This is a genomic window from Acidipropionibacterium jensenii (assembly GCF_005890135.1).
GTDB classification, from domain to species: Bacteria; Actinomycetota; Actinomycetes; order Propionibacteriales; family Propionibacteriaceae; genus Acidipropionibacterium; species Acidipropionibacterium jensenii.
This window is the reverse complement of record NZ_CP040635.1, coordinates 2887382-2904695: the sequence shown is the minus strand read 5'-3', so window position 1 is coordinate 2904695 and position 17314 is coordinate 2887382. Positions and strand designations below refer to the sequence as shown.

Here is a 17314-nt window from a genome sequence, read left to right as displayed (position 1 = left end):
GGAGTCACGCCGTTTCCGGGCGCGACAAGCGCCCCGACCACCCAGTGGGTCGAGGCGCTGTGAGCAGTGGATCCGCTCGGGAGCCGGCTCAGGCGGCCAGCGAGTTGAGCTTCTTGGAGATGGCCGACTTGCGGTTGGCGGCCTGGTTCTGGTGGATGACGCCCTTGGAGACCGCCTTGTCGAGCTGACGGTTGGCGATCTTCGCGTAGCTGAGAGCCTTCTCCTGGTCGCCGGCCTCGGCGGCGCGACGGAAGTTGCGCACGTGGGTGCGAAGAGCGGACTTGACGGCCTTGTTGCGCAGACGGGCCTTCTCGTTCGTCTTGACGCGCTTGACCTGCGACTTGATGTTGGGCACTGGGCAGCCTCTGTTTTCACTCGATGAATCTGGGAAAGCGCCGACAGACGACGCGACAGAGAACATTACCAGCGGCCCGACAGGCCACCAAATCCCCGGCCCGTGAGAGACTGTGCGGAGCCCACTGATACTGATTCTGAACCGCTGAGGGAGCAGATGCCTGCGTCCACCGTCGAGAATGCGCCGCGCCCCGGGTCCACCGACCCGTCGGTGATCCGCAACTTCTGCATCATCGCCCACATCGACCACGGCAAGTCCACCCTGGCCGATCGGATGCTGCAGCTCACCGGAGTACTCGACGAGCGCAGCGCTCGCGCCCAGTACCTGGACCGGATGGACATCGAGCGGGAGCGCGGGATCACGATCAAGTCCCAGGCGGTCCGGATGCCCTGGCGCACCGGTGACTGCGACTACATCCTCAACATGATCGACACCCCCGGCCACGTCGACTTCACATACGAGGTGGAGCGGTCCCTGCAGGCCTGCGAGGGAGCGGTCCTGCTGGTCGACGCCGCCCAGGGGATCGAGGCCCAGACCCTGGCGAACCTGTACCTGGCCCTGGAGGCCGACCTCGAGATCATCCCGGTGCTCAACAAGATCGACCTGCCCGGCGCCGAGCCCGACAAGCACGCCGAGGAGATCGCCGGGATCATCGGCTGCGACCCCTCCGAGGTGCTGAGGGTCTCGGCCAAGACCGGAGTCGGGGTCGACCAGCTGCTCGACACCATCGTCGCCCGGGTGCCGGCCCCCGCCGGCCGTGACGACGGTCCGGCCCGGGCACTCATCTTCGACTCGGTCTACGACACCTACCGCGGCGTCGTCACCTACGTCCGGGTGGTCGACGGGGAGCTGCGCAGCCGCGACAAGGTGCTCATGATGAGCACCCGCGCCACCCACGAGGTGCTGGAGATGGGGGTCATCTCGCCGGAGATGGTGCCCTCCGAGGGGCTGGGGGCCGGCGAGGTCGGATATCTCATCACCGGCGTCAAGGACGTCCGCCAGTCGCGGGTCGGCGACACCGTCACCCGGGCCCTGGACCCCTCGGCCACCGATCTGGGCGGCTACGCGCCACCGCGGCCGATGGTCTACTCCGGACTGTTTCCGATCGACGCCAAGGACTTCCCCGAGCTGCGCGACGCCCTGGACAAACTCCAGCTCAACGACGCCTCGCTGGTCTACGAGCCGGAGTCCTCCACTGCCCTGGGGTTCGGCTTCCGGGTCGGATTCCTGGGACTGCTCCACATGGAGATCGTCCGCGAGCGGCTGGAGCGCGAGTTCGACCTCGACCTCATCTCGACCGCCCCCTCGGTGGTCTACCGGGTGGTGATGGAGGACGGCTCCGAGGTGCGGGTCACCAATCCCTCCGAGTACCCCTCGGAGGGGCGGATCGCCGAGGTCTACGAGCCGGTGGTCGACGCCACCATCCTCAGCCCCGCCGAGTTCATCGGCCCGATCCTGGAGATGTGCCAGCAGCGCCGCGGGGTCCAGAAGGGGATGGACTACCTGTCGGCCGACCGGGTGGAGATCCGCTACACGATGCCGCTGTCGGAGATCGTCTTCGACTTCTTCGACGTCCTGAAGTCGCGCACCAAGGGATACGCCTCGCTGGACTACCACGAGGCCGGCGAGCAGGCCTCCGACCTGGTTAAGGTCGACATCCTGCTGGCCGGGGACCCGGTGGACGCCTTCTCGGCGATCGTGCACCGCGACAAGGCCTACGCCTACGGGGTCGCGATGGCCGGCAAGCTGCGCGAACTCATTCCCCGCCAGCAGTTCGAGGTGCCCATCCAGGCGGCCATCGGCGCCCGGGTGATCGCCCGCGAGACGATCCGCGCGGTCCGCAAGGACGTCCTGGCCAAGTGCTACGGCGGCGACATCTCCCGCAAGCGCAAGCTGCTGGAGAAGCAGAAGGCCGGCAAGAAGCGGATGAAGATGGTCGGCTCCGTGGAGGTGCCCCAGGAGGCCTTCGTCGCGGCCCTTCGCACCGGTGAGGCCACCGACACCAAGTGAGTCATGGCGGGGCCTACCATGGCGCCGTGACCGGATCCCTCGCGCTTCACCCGCTCGCCGTGCCCAGATCTCTCGCCGAGCGGGGGATCGACCGGGTGCTGGTCTACCGGGTGCCGCTCACCGTCCGGTTCCGGCGCATCGACGTGCGCGACGGCCTGCTGCTGCACGGCCCGGCGGGCTGGGGGGAGACCTCCCCGTTCTGGGACTACGGTCCCGCCGAGTCCTCGGCCTGGCTGCGGGCCGGCCTCGAGGGGGCGACGGCGTCCCTGCCGAAGACGCACCGCGACCGGATTCCGGTCAACGTCACCGTGCCGGTGGTGGACCCCGAGCGCGCCCACCGGCTCGTGGCGGGCTCCGGGTGCCGCACCGCCAAGGTGAAGGTCGCCGACCCGCGCACCGACCTGACCTCCGACTGTGCCCGTCTCGAGGCGGTCCGCGACGCCCTCGGCCCAGACGGCCTCATCCGGGTCGACGCCAACGCCGCCTGGGACGTCGAGACCGCGGTCGGCGCCATCGCAGAGCTGAACCGGGCCGCCGAGGGACTCGAGTACGCCGAGCAGCCCTGCCCCGGCGTCGAGGACCTGGCCCGGGTGCGACGGGCCGTCGACGTCCCGATCGCCGCCGACGAATCGGTGCGCCGCGCCGAGGACCCGGTCGCGGTGGCCCGCGCTCACGCCGCCGACATCCTCATCGTCAAGGCCCAGCCCCTGGGCGGGGTGCGTCGGGCCCTGGACGTCGTGGAGCAGGCCGGTCTGCCCGCCGTCGTCTCCTCGGCCCTGGACACCAGTGTCGGGATCGGGCTGGCCGCCCATCTGGCGGCCGCCCTTCCCGACCTCGACCACGCCTGCGGGCTGGCGACCACCCGACTGTTCACCGGCGATGTCACCGCCGACCCGATGACCCCGGTCGACGGTTCCATCCCGGTCCGCCTCTGCCAGGTCGACCAGGCCGACGCCGTCGAGGGGGACCGTGGGCTGTGCGATCGCTGGGCGGCCCGGCTGGACGCGATGCTGGAGGTCGTCGATGCCTGAGACCCAGCCCTCCGAGGCCCAGCCTTCCAAGACAGGGCCATCCGAGACAGGGTCCGCCTCCGAGGTCGAGTCCGCACTGCGCTCCCGGTACCTGATCCGCGCCCTGGTCTCCCGAGGACTGCGAGAGGTCGTCTACTGTCCCGGATCCCGCGACGCACCCCTGGGATACGCCCTGGCCGCCGCCGAACAGGCCGGCTGGCTGCGCGTCCACGTCCGCCTCGACGAGCGCACGGCCGGATTCATGGCCCTGGGCCTGTCCCGCGCCGCCGTCCTGCAGGGCCGCAGCACCCCGGCGGCGGTCGTGACCACCTCGGGCACCGCGGTGGCGAACCTGCATCCCGCGGTGCTGGAGGCCGATGCCGCCGGCGTCCCGCTGCTGCTGCTCACCGCCGACCGGCCCCACGAGATGTGGCACACCCGGGCCAACCAGACCACCGTCCAGGAGGGGATCTTCGGCTCCGCGACCCGGTTCTCGGCCACACTTCCGGCCGGCTACCCGGCCGATTCGCGGCTGGACGGGCTGGTCGGTCGCACGATGGCAGCCGCCACCGGCGAGTTCAGCGCGGACCCCGGACCGGTGCACCTGGATGTCTGCTTCCGCGACCCCCTGGTGCCCGACCGGGCGTGGCTCCCCGGTCAGCCACCGGAGGTCTCGACCCCCGCACGACGGGTTGAGCCCGTCGGGCCGCTCGTCGAGATGCCGGCCCGCAGTGTCGTGGTCGCCGGAGACGCCGCGGGGGGACGGGCCCGGGAGCTCTCCGAGGAGCACGGATGGCCGTTGCTGGCCGAACCCAGCTCGGGTGCCCGGTCGGGTCGCACCGCCCTTGTCGACTACCAAGGGTTGCTCTCCACCTCACTGGCCGACGACATCGAGGGGGTCCTGGTTCTGGGCCATCCGACCCTGTCGCGGCCGGTCTCGCGACTACTGGCCCGCACCGACATCCCGATCACCGTCATCACCGACTCCCCGCGGTGGACCGATGTCGCCGGGGTGGGACGGCCGGTCGCCGCCCCCGGGAAGATCCGCGCGAGGGGGGAGGACGAGTCCTGGCTGGACCGCTGGCACAGTGCCGACCACCGCACGGACCACCCGGATGGCGGCTCTCCAGACGGCTCTGTCGACGGCGCCTCCGGGGCGGCCGCTGAGAAGAACCGCGCCGCCGCGATGATCTGGCAGGCCTCCTGCACTCCCGGAGGACCGGCTCTGATGATCGGCGCCTCGGCGGTGATCCGCTCCTTCGACCGGCACGCCGTGCCCGGAGCGGTGGCTCCGACAGCGGTGGCCAACCGTGGGCTGGCCGGTATTGACGGCACCGTCTCGACGGCGGTGGGCTTGTCGACGGGGTTGGGCCGTCCGGTCCGCGCGGTGGTGGGCGACCTCACCGCCGTCCACGACGCCACCGGTCTGCTGACCGGGCGGCGCGAGTGTCAGGCCGACGTCCAGGTGATCGTTCTCAACGACTCGGGCGGGGCGATCTTTGCCGGCCTGGAGCATGCCCGGGCCCCCCACGACGTCCTGGAGAGGTTCTTCCTCACCCCGCAGAGGATCGACCTCGCCCACCTGGCCGCGGCGCTGGGGGCCGACTTCCAGCGGGTCGACGTCGACGGCCTGCCCGCCGTTCTGGAGCGTCCGGTGACCGGGCGAGGCATCGTCGAGGTGACCCTGCTCACCGGACTCTCCTGAGGAACCCCTGGTAGCCTCGACGGTGTTCTGATCTCCCCGGGGAGGACTCCAGTCATGCTGATCCGCGACCGTCTGACCGCGTCCATCGCGCGCTGACGTCGTCGATCGCCCCGGATCCGGGGGCTCCGTTGTCAGCGTCTCCACTGACAACCCGGGAGTCCCATGTCCTCCACCCGCACGCCGGCCGTGACGCTGGCGCACCTCTCATTCCACTGGCCCGACGGCAGCACCGTCCTGCATGAGCTGTCGGCCAGCTTCACCGCCGGAAGAACCGGACTGATCGGCTCCAACGGCACCGGCAAGACCACCCTGCTGCGCCTCATCGCGGGCAATCTCGCCCCGACCTCGGGGAGCGTGACGGTCACCGGAGAGGTCGGACGCCTGCCCCAGCACCTGATCCTGGAGACCGGATCGACGGTCGCCGATCTACTCGGGGTCGCAGCCCGCCTGGCGGCGATGCGCGCCATCGAGTCGGGGGACGCCGACCCCGCCCACTTCGAGACCCTGGCCGAGGACTGGGACGTCGAGGCCCGCAGCCTGGCCGCGCTGGACCGGATCGGCCTGCCCGGAATCGGCCTGGACCGGCGAGTGGGCACCCTGTCGGGCGGGGAGACGGTGCTGGCGGCGCTGACCGGCCTCCAGCTGGCCGGCCATGAGGTGGTGCTGCTCGACGAACCGACCAACAATCTCGACCGGGACTCGCGGCGTCTGATGTACGAGGCGATTGCCTCGTGGCGGGGGACGCTGATCGTGGTGAGCCACGACGTCGAGCTGCTCAACCTGATGGACACCACCGCGGAGCTGCGCGACGGCACTCTCGCCCTGTTCGGCGGACCCTACGACGACTACCAGGACCACCTGGCGGACCAACAGGCCGCCGCCCAGCAGGCCCTGCGCTCGGCCGAGCAGCAGCTGCGCACCGAGCAGCGCCAACGCGTCGAGGCCCAGACGACACTGGCCCGGCGCCGGTGCTACGCCCGCACCGACTACCAGAACAAGCGCAAGCCCAAGATGATCATGAACAACCGCAGGCAGGAGGCCCAGGTCTCGGCCGGGAAGCTGCGCGGAAGGCTGGATGCCTCGGTGGAGGCCGCGAGACGGGCCGTCGCGCAGCAGGAGGAGCGCATTCGCCGCGACCCCACCATCACCATCGCCCTTCCGGACCCCGACGTGCCCTCGGGTCGTCGGCTCGCCGAACTGAGGGACCGTCACGGCCACCGGATCATTCTCCAGGGGCCGGAGCACCTGGCCCTCACCGGGCGCAACGGCGTCGGAAAGACCCGACTCCTGAACACCCTCATGAGCCCCGAGGGTGCCCCATGGCAGGGGATGCGGGCCGAGGGTCTCACCGATCGCATCGGATACCTGCCTCAGCGTCTCGACCATCTCGACGACGGGGCGACGGCTCTGGAGACGGTGCGCTCTGCCGCCCCCGGTGCGCCGGAAGGGGATCTGCGGGCGGGACTGGCCAGGTTCCTGTTCCGTGGCGAGGCCGTCGACAGGAGGGTCGGGGACCTGTCGGGAGGGGAGCGCTTCCGGGTCGCCCTGGCCGCCCTGCTGCTGGCCGATCCGCCGAACCAGCTCCTGGTCCTCGACGAGCCGACCAACAATCTGGATCTCCACAGCGTCGACGAACTCGTCGATGCGCTGGCCGGCTACCGCGGCGGACTCATCGTCGTCAGCCACGACAGCCACGTCCTGGACCGCCTCGGCATCGACACCTGGGTCACGATGGACGAGTCGGGACTGCACGAGACCTCACCGTCACCGCCGGGCGCCGGAGATGGGCGCTGAGAGGGCCTCCGTCGGCAGAGGTCCCGTCAGTCGGCTCGGTTCAGTCAGCTCGGTTCAGTTCAGGACCGAGAGGAAGGCCTCCATCTTGGCTCCGGTCTCCAGCCACTCCTTGGCGGGATCGGAGGAGGGCATGATGCCGGCCCCGGCGAACACCCGGACCTGCCGGGAGCCGGGGGCGAACTGTCCGCAGCGCAGACCGATGCCCCACTGTCCCGAGCCGTCGGCCGACATCCATCCGACCGGGCCGGAGAACCGGCCGCGGTCCAGGTCCTCGACCCGCCCGATGATCCGGTAGGCCTCCTCGCGGGGGGTGCCGCACACCGCGGCGGTGGGGTGCAGGTCGTCGACGATCCGGGCGGCGCTGGCCCGACCACCCACCTCGGCGGTGATGTCGGTGGCCAGATGGGTGACATTGGGCAGCTTCAGCAGGAAGGGCCCGTCGACCAGCGGCTCGATACCGTCGCCCGCCAGCGCCGAGGTGACCGAGGCCACCGCCAGAGCGTGCTCGCGCTGCTCCTTGGGATCGCTCAGCAACTCCTCGGACCAGGCCGGCTTGCGGGTTCCGGCCAGCACCCGGCACCGGAACCGGCCGCCGCGCAGGTCGACCAGCAGCTCCGGGGTGGCGCCCACCAGCCCGTCATGGGCGTAGGTCCAGCAGCCGGGGAACCGCGCGGCCAGGGCGGCGGCCACCGCAAGCTGACGCACCGGCCGGGAGGCTGACAGCTCCACGGCGCGGGCCAGCACCACCTTCTGGATCCGCGAGTCCAGGGTGAGACTGCCGATGGCGGCCTGCACGGCCCGCAGCCAGGCCTGCTCAGCTCCCGGCCGGGGCGTCTCGGTGAGGGTGAGGGAGGCCGCCGGGGCGATCGGCGAGGGGATCGGCATCGCTGTCCCGGGTGCCGCGATCACCTCGGTCGGCCGGCCGGGGGCCCTCCTCAGAACGGTGACGGCGGGCACCACCAGGTCGCCCTGCTGGCGACGGGAGAAGGGGAAGGATCCCAGGGCCAGGGGATCGGCGCCGACCTGTCGGGCCCATCGGCTGAACTCCTGCCAGGCGTGCTGGACCCCCTGGTGTCCGCTCGCACTGAATCGTGCCGCCTCACCCCAGCCGAGCACCGCCGGGGCCGCATCGGCCTGGGGGGAGACCCACACCCAGGGCCGCTCGACGGAGGCGGGCAGCAGCGGCGCGACGGCCGACAGCCAGTCCGCGCCGGGCACCTCGGCGAGGAACCGGGAGTCGGGCAGCTCCGTGCTGAGAAGCACTGATGTCTGGGTGGCGGGCACGTGTGCAGATTCTAGGTTCTCAGTCCCGGCTCCACGCCCGGCCCTCGTCGCGGGCCCTCTCGGCCAGTTCCCGCAGCCCGATCCGGTCGACCTTCCCGGAGGCCAGCATGGGCACATCCTCGGCGGTCACCACCATCCGCGGTGCATGGCTTCTGGGCAGTCGGGAGGCGACCGCCTCGCGCAGCTGGGGGGCCGAGGTCCAGCTGGGGGAGGGGACCACCACAGCGGTCACCAGCTGCCCCCAGCGCTCGTCGTCCAGACCGAGCACCGCCGCCCGGCTCACCATCCCGGTGTCGCGGACGGCCTGGGCCACCTCGGAGGCGTTGACCTTGAGGCCACCGGTGACGATGACGTCATCGGCCCGGCCGTCGATGACCAGTGCGCCGGCATCCAGGTGGCCGAGGTCGCTGGTGGTCAACCAGCGGGTCCCGTCCCGCTCCCCGATCCCCAGATCAGCGTCCAGGTAGCCGCTCATCACCATCGGGCCGCCGAGCCGCACCCGGTGCTCCTGGTCGATCTCCACCCGGACCCCCTCCAGCGGAAGACCGTCATAGACGCATCCGCCGCAGGTCTCGCTCATGCCGTAGGTCACCCGCACACCGATTCCGGCCTGCCGGGCCCGGGAGAGGAGCTCGGGGCCGGCGGCGGCGCCACCGACCAGCACCGAGGTGCACTGCGCGAGTGCCTCAAGGCACCGCGGCGAGGCCAGCGCGTCGACCAGCTGGGTGGGCACCAGGGAGACGTGGACCCGGCCGTGCGGGTCGCGGGACAGTGCGTGATCGACCCCTGCTGCCAGGGACTCGGGGTCGAAGGAGCCGGTGAGCACCTGCGGAGTGGTGCCCGCCAGTACCGAGCGGGCCACCACCTGGAGGCCGGCGATGTGGTGGGGAGGCAGGGCCAGCACCCAGGTGCCCGGTCCGCCGATCCGGTCGTCGGTGGCACCGATCGAGGCGGTGAGTTGGGCCGCCGACAACCCGACGAGACGCCCGTGTCCGGTGGTCGACCCCGAGGTGCGCACGATGAGCCGGACGTCGTCCAGGTCACGGGCCGCGCGCGTCTCCAGATCGGTGACGACCGCCGGCGGCATCTCATCGCCGCCGACCGGCACCAGGACCGACCGGGTCGTGCCGTCCAGGACAGCCGTCAGGCGGCCCATCAGCCAGGAGACGTCTTCGACGGTGCGCTCGACCCGCACCACCCGGGCATTCGACAGCAGATTCACCATGAGATCCTCGCACAGATGGCAGGCTGGGCCCATGGACGGGCCTTGTCGCCGGGAGCTGGCAGCGCGGGTGTCGCGGATTCTCTTCGACGCCGATCCCATCGGCATCGTCGTCGAACCGCACGTCGACGAGTACGACAGTGAGGCCGACGAGATCATCGATCGCCTGCCCGATGCCCAGGACGCCGCAGACACTCGATCACTGGTCCACCAGGTCTTCGTGACGTGGTTCGATGACCAGATCGCGGGACCCGAGGACAGATACACCTCCATCGCCGATCAGATCTGGGCGCTGTGGCATGGCGGCCTCGACACCTCCGTCTGCCGGTGCGAGTAGTCGCTCTGCGGACCGCTGGTTCGATCGGGACGGAGTCCCCGCCAGCTCAGTAGTAGTAGGGGTAGGACGACCAGTCGGGGGCGCGATGCTCCAGGAAGGCGTCGCGACCCTCCTGGGCCTCCTCGGTCATGTACGCCAGCCGGGTCGCCTCCCCGGCGAAGGCCTGCTGGCCGGCGATCCCGTCGTCGACCATGTTGAAGGCGTACTTGAGCATCCGGATCGCCTGGGGGGAGCGCCGGGAGACGCTCAGTCCCATCTCGATGGCGGTGGTCTCCAGCTCGGCGTGCGGCACCGCGCGGTTGACGACCCCCCACCGCTCGGCCTGGGCGGCGTCGTAGGTGTCGGCCAGGAAGAAGATCTCGCGAGCCCTCTTGTCGCCGATCTGACGGGCCAGCAGGGCCGACCCGTAGCCGGCGTCGAAGGACCCGACGTTGGCGTCGACCTGCTTGAAGCGGGCGTGCTCCAGACTGGCGACGGCCAGGTCGGCGACCACCATCAGGGAGTGGCCGCCACCGGTGGTCCAGCCCGGGATCGCGGCGATGATCGGCTTGGGGGTGGCGCGCATCAACCGCTGCACCTCCAGGATGTGGAGCCGGCCCAGACGCCCCTTGGCGAGCCTCTGGTGCCGGGCATCGGTGGACAGGGCCTCGTCCCCGGCCGCCTCATCGGTCTCGTACTGGTAGCCGGCCGCGCCGCGGATCCGCTGGTCCCCGCCCGAGCAGAAGGAGTATCCGCCGTCGGCCGCCGAGGGGCCGTTGCCGGTGAGGATCACCGCGGCGACGTCGGCCGAGCACCGGGCGTCGTCCAGGGTGCGGTACAGCTCGTCGACGGTGTGCGGGCGGAAGGCGTTGCGGATCCCCGGCCGGTCCAGGGCGATCCTCACCACCGGCAGGTCCTCGCCGCGGGGGGCGCCGTCGTCGGGCCCCCGCGAGATCAACCGGTGATAGGTCATGTCGGTCAGCGGATCGCCGGGAAGGGCGATCTCGCGCCACCGCTGGGGGTCGAAGGTGTCGGAGACGAAGGGCAGGCTGCTCACGGCCGCGAAGCTATCATCCGGCTGCGCTGCTCGCGTTCGGTGAGGGTCAGCAACCAGGCCGCCAGGACGCCGCCGGCCGCCCCACCCAGATGGGCCTGCCAGGACACCCCCGAGGCGGTCGGCAGGATCCCCCACAGCACCCCGCCGTAGACGAACAGCACGATGACGGCCAGCACGATGTCGCCGATGTCGCGGGTGAAGATGCCCTTGACCAGCAGGAAGGTCAGCCATCCGAAGACCACCCCGGAGGCCCCCAGGGTGACGCTGCCGCTCGGCGAGGCGACCCAGGCGAACAGCCCGGAGCTCACCGTGACGATGAGGGCCGACACCAGCCAGGTGCGGGTGGAGTCCATCAGGACCAGCCACCCCAGCACCAGCAGCGGAATCGTGTTGCCGGCCAGGTGGGCCCAGCCGTGGTGCAGCCAGGGAGCGGTGAAGATCTGCCACAGCCCGTCCACCGTCCGGGCGTGGATCCCCAGGGTGTCCAGCGCCCCGCCGGTGGCGGCGTCGATGATCTCCAGCAGCCACATCACCGCGACCACCCCCGCCATCACCGCCGCGGATCGTCCCGCGGGGTTGCTCGTGGTGGGCAGTCTGGGCGCTCGCGGCTGCAGTTGACTCATGTCTCCAGTGTCCGTGCCCGACCAAGTCGGGCGGGCGTCGCGCACCGTCACGCCGATGGCGAACGTCTTTGGTCAATTCGGGCAGCACCCGGCCCGAACTGTGGTTACCTCAGAGCTGTCATTCACAGGCAGACGATGCCCGGTCGAGGAGGACCACATGACGACAGATCACCAGGATGTCTTCGAGCCCCCCGCCGAGATCGTCGACCGGGCATGGGTGAAGGACTGGAGGGCCGTCGAGGCCCGTGCGGCCGCCGATCCGCAGGCCTACTGGGCCGACCAGGCCTCCGAGCTGGAGTGGTCGAAACCCTGGGACAAGGTGCTCGACGACTCGGCGGCACCGTTCTACAAGTGGTTCACCGGGGCGCGCACCAATATCGTCACCAATGCGGTCGACCGGCACCTCAGCTCGGCGACCCGCAACAAGCTGGCGCTGATCTGGGTGGGGGAGGACACCTCGAAGGTGCGGACCTTCTCCTACTTCTCGCTCAACCGAGAGGTCGAGCAGATGGCCAACATCCTGTTGTCGATGGGTGTCGGCAAGGGCGATGTGGTGACGATCTACCTGCCGCGGATCCCCGAGATCTTCTTCGCGATGCTGGCCTGCGCCAAGATCGGCGCGATCCACTCGGTGGTCTTCGCCGGCTACTCCGCCGATGCGCTGAGCACCAGGATCGACGACTCGGAGTCCCGGGTCGTCATCACCGTCGACGGCTCCTGGATCAACGGATCGGTCTTCCCGATGAAGAAGATCGTCGACGACGCCGTGCGCTTCTCGCCCAGCGTCGAGAACGTCGTCGTGGTGCGCAACACCGCCTCCGAGGTGACGATGGATCCCACCCGGGACCACTGGTACCACGAGCTGGCCCGGCTGCCGATCGCCCAGGGCCACTGCCCGACCGTCCAGGTGGACGCCGAGGACCCGCTGTTCATCCTCTACACCTCCGGGTCGACCGGAAAGCCCAAGGCCGCGGTGCACACCCACGGCGGCTACCAGGTGCACCTGTCCTCCACGATGAAGAACTGCCTGGACATCCACGAGGCCGACCGCTGGTGGTGCACCGCCGACCCGGGCTGGATCACCGGCACCTCCTACGTCATCTACGCCCCGCTGATCCGCGGCGCCACGACCTTCATGGCCGAGGGGAGCCCGGTCTACCCCTACCCCGACGTGTGGTGGCAGCTGGTCGAGCACTACGGGATCAACGGGATGTTCACCGCCCCCACCGCGATCCGCACCCTCATGAGGTTCGGCGACGCCTGGGTCACCAAGCACGACCTGTCGACCCTGCGGATCCTGGTGAGCGCCGGCGAACCCCTCAACCCGGAGGCCTGGCGCTGGTTCCACGAGGTGGTGGGCCAGAAGCGCTGCGCCGTCATCGACAACTGGTGGCAGACCGAGACCGGGGCGATGCAGATCACCAGCCTGCCGGCGATGCCGAAGAAGCCCGGTTCGGCGGGTCGGCCGATCCCCGGCCAGGCGGTGGCGGTCCTCGACGAGGCCGGACACGAGGTGCCCGCCGGCACCGACGGCTTCCTGGTCCTCAAGAACCCCTGGCCCTCGATGCTGCGCACCCTGTTCAAGGAGCCCGATCGGTACGTCGAGACCTACTGGACGAAGTATCCCGGGGTCTATCTCACCGGCGACTCGGCGCGGATCGACGAGGACGGCTACGTCTGGATCATCGGACGCACCGACGACGTCATCAAGGTCTCGGGACACCGGATCGGCACCGCCGAGGTGGAGGCGGCGGTCAACTCCCACCCGGCGGTCGCCGAGTGCGCGGCGATCGGCCTGCCGCACGAGGTCAAGGGCAACGCCATCCACGTCCTGGCGGTGCTCAACACCGGCTACGAGGGGTCCAACGAGCTGGTCGGCGACATCCGCCAGCACGTCTCCCAGACCCTCTCGCCGATCGCCAAGCCCGATGTCGTCGAGTTCGTCGACAAGCTGCCCAAGACCCGGTCGGGCAAGATCATGCGCCGGGTCCTGAGGGCCCGGGCCCTGGGCGAGGACGAGGGGGACCTGTCCACCCTGGAGAACGGCTGAGACGCGATCACGCCGTGATGTCTCGTCGGCGGTAGCCGATCAGGCCGACGCCGACGAGCACCACAGCGATCCCCGTCTCCACCAGGAAGGGGGTCCAGTCCATCGTGTCGCGGGGCAGGAAGGACAGGTATCCCCAGGGCTGGACCCTCGCCACGCTCGCCGGCAGGTTGATGAGTGCGGCGAACCAGGTGGTGAACAGGGTCCAGCCGATCACCACCCACACCAGGTTGAACAGCCGGGGGAGCCACCCCAGCAGGGCCATCGCGATCCCGCAGATCAGCAGCATCCCGGGTGCCAGGGCGGCCGCCGAGCGGGCGTACTGGCCGATCAGCGAGTAGTCGCCGTCGGAGCGGGCCTGGGACAGCGGGAGCAGCGCCCCGACGCCGACCATCAGGACCACCGGTGCCGCCAGCGCCCACACCAGATGGGAGGCGGCCGCCCGCCAGCGGCTCACCGAGGTCGCCAGCAGCGACTCCAGGTGGCCGTTGGCCTCCTCCCGGTGCAGGCTGCCGATGAGGACGGCGGCCATCACCCCGGCGATACCGGCAAGAATGGTGAGCATCGCGACGTAGAAGGACACCTCGAAGTCGTGGGATCCGCCCATCCGGTCGAGATACTCGGCCAACTGCGGGTTCCTCGCCAGGGAGGCCCCGGTCTGGCTGACGATCGAGCCGGTGCCGGCGGCACCCACCAGCAGGCCGATGACCCAGCCGATCAGGCCGTTGCGCTGCAACCTCCAGGCCAGCCCGAAGGGGCCCGAGAGCAGCACGGAGGCCCGCGCCCGGCCCGGCCGCGACGCCCTCAGCCCGGCGCCGTGGTCGCGGACAGACTCCAGCCTCAGGGCCAGCAGGGACAGGGCCAGGAAGAGGGCGAGAGGCAGTGCCGCCACCCACCACCGTTCCCCGGCCCAGGGACGGATCAACAGTCCCCACTCCAGGGGAACGGCCCAGCGCAGCCAGGCCCGGCCCGAGTCCGTCCCGGCCCCGTCGATCATCATCCGGATCAGGAACATCCCGCCGAACACGATGCCGACGGTCCAGGCCCTGGCGGTCCTGGCACTCTCGAAGACCTGGCCGATCACGGCGCCCGCGCCGGCCATCACCAGGCCGCAGCAGGTCAGGGCCAGCCCGCCGGCCAGCGACCCGCGGGTCCCCAGTCCGGCGGCCATGCAGGCCGCGGCGGTGACCACTCCGGCGGCCACCGCACCCAGCAGGGACTCCAGGAGGGCCGCCACCAGGGGCGCGTGGCGTCCGATCGCCCCGGCCCGGACGAGCTCGAGGCGGCCGGCCTCCTCCTCGGCGCGGGTCGACCGGATGATCGCGAAACCGGTCATCATCCCGGCGAAGATGGCGGTGAACCCGCCGGCCCGCCAGAAGGTGAACCCGCCCTTGGTGTAGATGTCGAAGGCCGGCCCGAGAAGGGCCTGCATCGCCGGGTTGGCGGCCAGCGGAGCCAGCGTGAGGCGCGGGTCGCTGCCGGCCGGGATGAGCTCGTCGTACTTCATCGCGGTGAAGGCCGGCATCAATGCCAGCACCACGATCCAGCACAACCAGAACAGGCGGTCCCGTCTCAGTGCGGCCCGCAGGCACAGGCCGGTCCCGGTGAGAGTGGTCATCGCGAGACCTCCTCGGTGGGATCGGAGTAGTGGCTGAGGAAGAGCTCCTCCAGACTCGGGGGAGTCGAGGTGAGGGACCGCACCCCGCACCGGGTCAGCGCGGTCAGCAGGTCGTCCAGGCCGTCGGCGTCCACATGGGCGCGCACGGTGGTGCCCTCCACCGACAGGTCGTGCAGTCCGGACAGCCGGTCCAGACCGGCGGGCGGGGTGGCCAGCTCGGCGACCACCTCGAGGCTGTGGAGGTGGCGCAACTGGGCCAGGGTGCCGGTCTCGACGATGCGCCCGGCGCGGATGATCGAGACCGAGTCGCACAGCTTCTCGACCTCCGAGAGGATGTGGCTGGACAGCAGGACGGTGCGTCCCTGGCCGGACTCCTGGCGGATCAGGTCGGTGAAGACCCGCTCCATCAGCGGGTCGAGGCCCGATGTCGGCTCGTCGAGGAGGAGCAGTTCGGCGTCGCTGGCCAGGGCTGCGATGAGTGCGACCTTCTGCCGGTTGCCCTTGGAATAGGCGCGGGTGCGACGTCGCGGATCCAGGGCGAACTGCTCGATGAGCGCGTCGCGCCGGGCGGCGTCGATCCCCCCGCGGGCCCTGCCCAGCAGGTCGATGGCCTCCCCGCCGGTGAGATTGGGCCACAGGTTCACCTCGCCGGGCACATAGGCCAGCCGGCGGTGCAGCGCGGGGGCCTGGGACCAGGGGTCCCCGCCCAGCAGTCGCACGGTCCCCGAGTCGGCGCGCAGCAGGCCCAGCAGGACGCGGATGGTGGTGGACTTCCCGGCCCCGTTGGGTCCGAGGAATCCCCGGACCGATCCGGTGGGGACGGTGAGGTCGAGGCCGTCGAGGGCCCGCACCGGCCCGAAGGTCTTGACCAGCCCCTCGGTACGGATCGCTGGTTCAGTCATGATCGTGACTCCTGATCGTCGGAGGGTTCGATGACCCGTCGGAGGGTCTCGGTGTAGGAGGGCGAGAGCACGCCGTTGCTGAGCAGTTCAGTGGCGGCGACGGCGTAGCGGCGCATCACCTCGGGATCGGTGAGGTGCCGGCCGCCCAGACGGCGGGCGAACAGGTCGCTGAGGATCTGCAGGCCGGCGCTCCAGGTGGCCAGCAGGGCGATCGCCGCCTCCCGGTCGGCGGGCAGCCGGACCAGACCCTGACTCTCCGCCTCGGTGAGCAGGTCCTCGCTGACCGAGCAGAGCAGCTGGTAGGCCCGGTCGGCCATCTCCCCACCGCCGCGCAGGCACTGCACGAGATAGGTCATCACCGGCTGCAGGTCAGGGTGGTCGTGCACCCAGCTCTCCAGGCTGGGCATCGGGCCGGAGTCCTTGAGGAAGACCCGTTCGTCGTCGAACAGCTGGCAGGCGTAGGCGTCGCAGGCCAGCCGCAGGTCGTGCTTGCTGCCGAAGTGGTGGATCACGAGGCCGGGGGAGACGCCGGCGAGGGCGGCGATCTGACGCACCGTCGTCCTGTCGAAGCCCTGGCTGCCGAACAGTTCCAGAGCCGCCAGGCGGATGCGCGCACTGGGCAGCAGGTCCTCAGGTGTGGAACTCACGTGCTCTCCCGATGTTGAACTCACGTGCTCCGCTGGTGTTGAACTCACGTTCAATATGTTGAACGCGCGTTCAAGGTCTGTCAAGTACCCTGGACGATCCAGCAGCACACATCACCGACGATGGGAGTGTCATGCGCGAACTCGTCTACTACGTCGCGGTCTCGATCGACGGCTACATCGCCGCACCCGACGGCAGCTACGACGCCTTTCCGCTGGAGGGGGACCACGTGGCCACCATGGTCTCGGAGTTCTCCGACGCGATACCGGCCCACGTCCTGTCGGCCCTGGGGCTCAGCGCCGCGGGAGACCGCTTCGACACGGTGATCCAGGGCCGCGCCAGCTACGACATCGCACTGCGCGAGGGGATCACCCGGCCCTACTCCCACCTGGCGGAGTACGTCGCCACCCGGTCCGGCAAACCGGCACCCGAGGGGGTGACCTTCACTGCCGACCCGCTGGCCACCGTCCGCCAGCTCAAGGAGCAACCGGGACTGGGGATCTATCTGTGCGGGGGAGGGACCCTCGCCGGCTCCCTGCTGCCCGAGATCGACCGGCTCATCCTCAAGCGCAACCCGATCGTGCTCGGGGACGGGATCCGGCTGTTCGGCCCCGCCGACCCGACGATGATCCGCTTCGATCTGGTCGGCTGCCGGACCTTCGGGTCCGGTGTGGCGATCGAGGAGTACGTCCGGTCGGCCGACTGAGCCCCGCGGCCGGGTCAGTC

The 17314-nt window shown here is 70.4% G+C and carries 15 protein-coding genes; 7 read left to right on the top strand and 8 right to left on the bottom strand.

Translation table 11 applies throughout. From position 1 onward, the window contains the following. Positions 1 to 88: 88 nt before the first annotated feature. Complete coding sequence (gene rpsT / locus FEZ32_RS12970; protein WP_028703426.1) at positions 89 to 355, bottom strand: 30S ribosomal protein S20; 267 nt, start codon at positions 353 to 355, stop codon at positions 89 to 91. A gap of 156 nt (positions 356 to 511) precedes the next feature. Here rpsT and lepA point away from each other — a divergent pair, with 156 nt between their 5' ends. From lepA to FEZ32_RS12950, 4 genes are all read left to right on the top strand, one after another. Beyond that, a complete protein-coding gene (gene lepA / locus FEZ32_RS12965; RefSeq protein ID WP_036981916.1) occupies positions 512 to 2365 on the top strand; it encodes a translation elongation factor 4 in 1854 nt (617 codons plus the stop codon). Between the two features lie 26 nt (positions 2366 to 2391). After that, positions 2392 to 3396, top strand: coding sequence for an o-succinylbenzoate synthase (locus FEZ32_RS12960; RefSeq protein ID WP_138680757.1), 1005 nt, complete (start codon positions 2392 to 2394; stop codon positions 3394 to 3396). After that, on the top strand, positions 3389 to 5080 hold the full coding sequence (gene menD / locus FEZ32_RS12955) for a 2-succinyl-5-enolpyruvyl-6-hydroxy-3-cyclohexene-1-carboxylic-acid synthase (RefSeq protein WP_138680756.1): 1692 nt from the start codon (positions 3389 to 3391) through the stop codon (positions 5078 to 5080). Before FEZ32_RS12960 ends, menD begins: the two co-directional genes overlap by 8 nt. Before the next feature lie 162 nt (positions 5081 to 5242). After that, positions 5243 to 6874, top strand: coding sequence for an ABC-F family ATP-binding cassette domain-containing protein (locus FEZ32_RS12950; RefSeq protein WP_138680755.1), 1632 nt, complete (start codon positions 5243 to 5245; stop codon positions 6872 to 6874). A 54-nt stretch (positions 6875 to 6928) separates the two neighbouring features. Here FEZ32_RS12950 and FEZ32_RS12945 read toward each other — a convergent pair whose 3' ends face one another. Continuing rightward, complete coding sequence (locus tag FEZ32_RS12945) at positions 6929 to 8137, bottom strand: isochorismate synthase (RefSeq protein ID WP_028703421.1); 1209 nt, start codon at positions 8135 to 8137, stop codon at positions 6929 to 6931. A 40-nt stretch (positions 8138 to 8177) separates the two neighbouring features. Then, entirely contained in the window at positions 8178 to 9383 is a 1206-nt protein-coding gene (locus FEZ32_RS12940) for an AMP-binding protein (RefSeq protein ID WP_036981911.1), read from the bottom strand. Between the two features lie 31 nt (positions 9384 to 9414). Here FEZ32_RS12940 and FEZ32_RS12935 point away from each other — a divergent pair, with 31 nt between their 5' ends. Further along, complete coding sequence (locus FEZ32_RS12935) at positions 9415 to 9717, top strand: hypothetical protein (RefSeq protein ID WP_051238463.1); 303 nt, start codon at positions 9415 to 9417, stop codon at positions 9715 to 9717. A gap of 46 nt (positions 9718 to 9763) precedes the next feature. Here the strand turns inward: FEZ32_RS12935 and FEZ32_RS12930 are convergent, their stop codons facing one another. After that, entirely contained in the window at positions 9764 to 10699 is a 936-nt protein-coding gene (locus tag FEZ32_RS12930; RefSeq protein ID WP_232021076.1) for a 1,4-dihydroxy-2-naphthoyl-CoA synthase, read from the bottom strand. Between the two features lie 50 nt (positions 10700 to 10749). Beyond that, entirely contained in the window at positions 10750 to 11304 is a 555-nt protein-coding gene (locus FEZ32_RS12925) for a rhomboid family intramembrane serine protease (protein ID WP_051238461.1), read from the bottom strand. Between the two features lie 229 nt (positions 11305 to 11533). Here FEZ32_RS12925 and acs point away from each other — a divergent pair, with 229 nt between their 5' ends. Beyond that, entirely contained in the window at positions 11534 to 13426 is a 1893-nt protein-coding gene (acs, locus tag FEZ32_RS12920) for an acetate--CoA ligase (protein ID WP_138680754.1), read from the top strand. A 7-nt stretch (positions 13427 to 13433) separates the two neighbouring features. On the opposite strand, the gene FEZ32_RS12915 is transcribed toward acs, so the two are convergent. Genes FEZ32_RS12915 through FEZ32_RS12905 form a run of 3 tightly spaced genes read right to left on the bottom strand, consistent with a single transcriptional unit; the run spans position 13434 to position 16590 of the window. Next, the gene (locus FEZ32_RS12915; protein WP_138680753.1) at positions 13434 to 15041 is read right to left on the bottom strand and encodes an ABC transporter permease; all 1608 of its coding nucleotides are present in this window, start codon (positions 15039 to 15041) and stop codon (positions 13434 to 13436) included. Continuing rightward, positions 15038 to 15943, bottom strand: coding sequence for an ABC transporter ATP-binding protein (locus tag FEZ32_RS12910; protein WP_028703416.1), 906 nt, complete (start codon positions 15941 to 15943; stop codon positions 15038 to 15040). The genes FEZ32_RS12915 and FEZ32_RS12910 overlap by 4 nt, the downstream gene beginning before the upstream one ends. After that, complete coding sequence (locus FEZ32_RS12905) at positions 15940 to 16590, bottom strand: TetR/AcrR family transcriptional regulator (protein WP_051238457.1); 651 nt, start codon at positions 16588 to 16590, stop codon at positions 15940 to 15942. Before FEZ32_RS12905 ends, FEZ32_RS12910 begins: the two co-directional genes overlap by 4 nt. 131 nt (positions 16591 to 16721) lie before the next feature. Between FEZ32_RS12905 and FEZ32_RS12900 the strand changes: the two genes are divergently transcribed. Next, complete coding sequence (locus tag FEZ32_RS12900; protein ID WP_028703415.1) at positions 16722 to 17294, top strand: dihydrofolate reductase family protein; 573 nt, start codon at positions 16722 to 16724, stop codon at positions 17292 to 17294. The last annotated feature ends 20 nt before the right edge of the window (positions 17295 to 17314 follow it).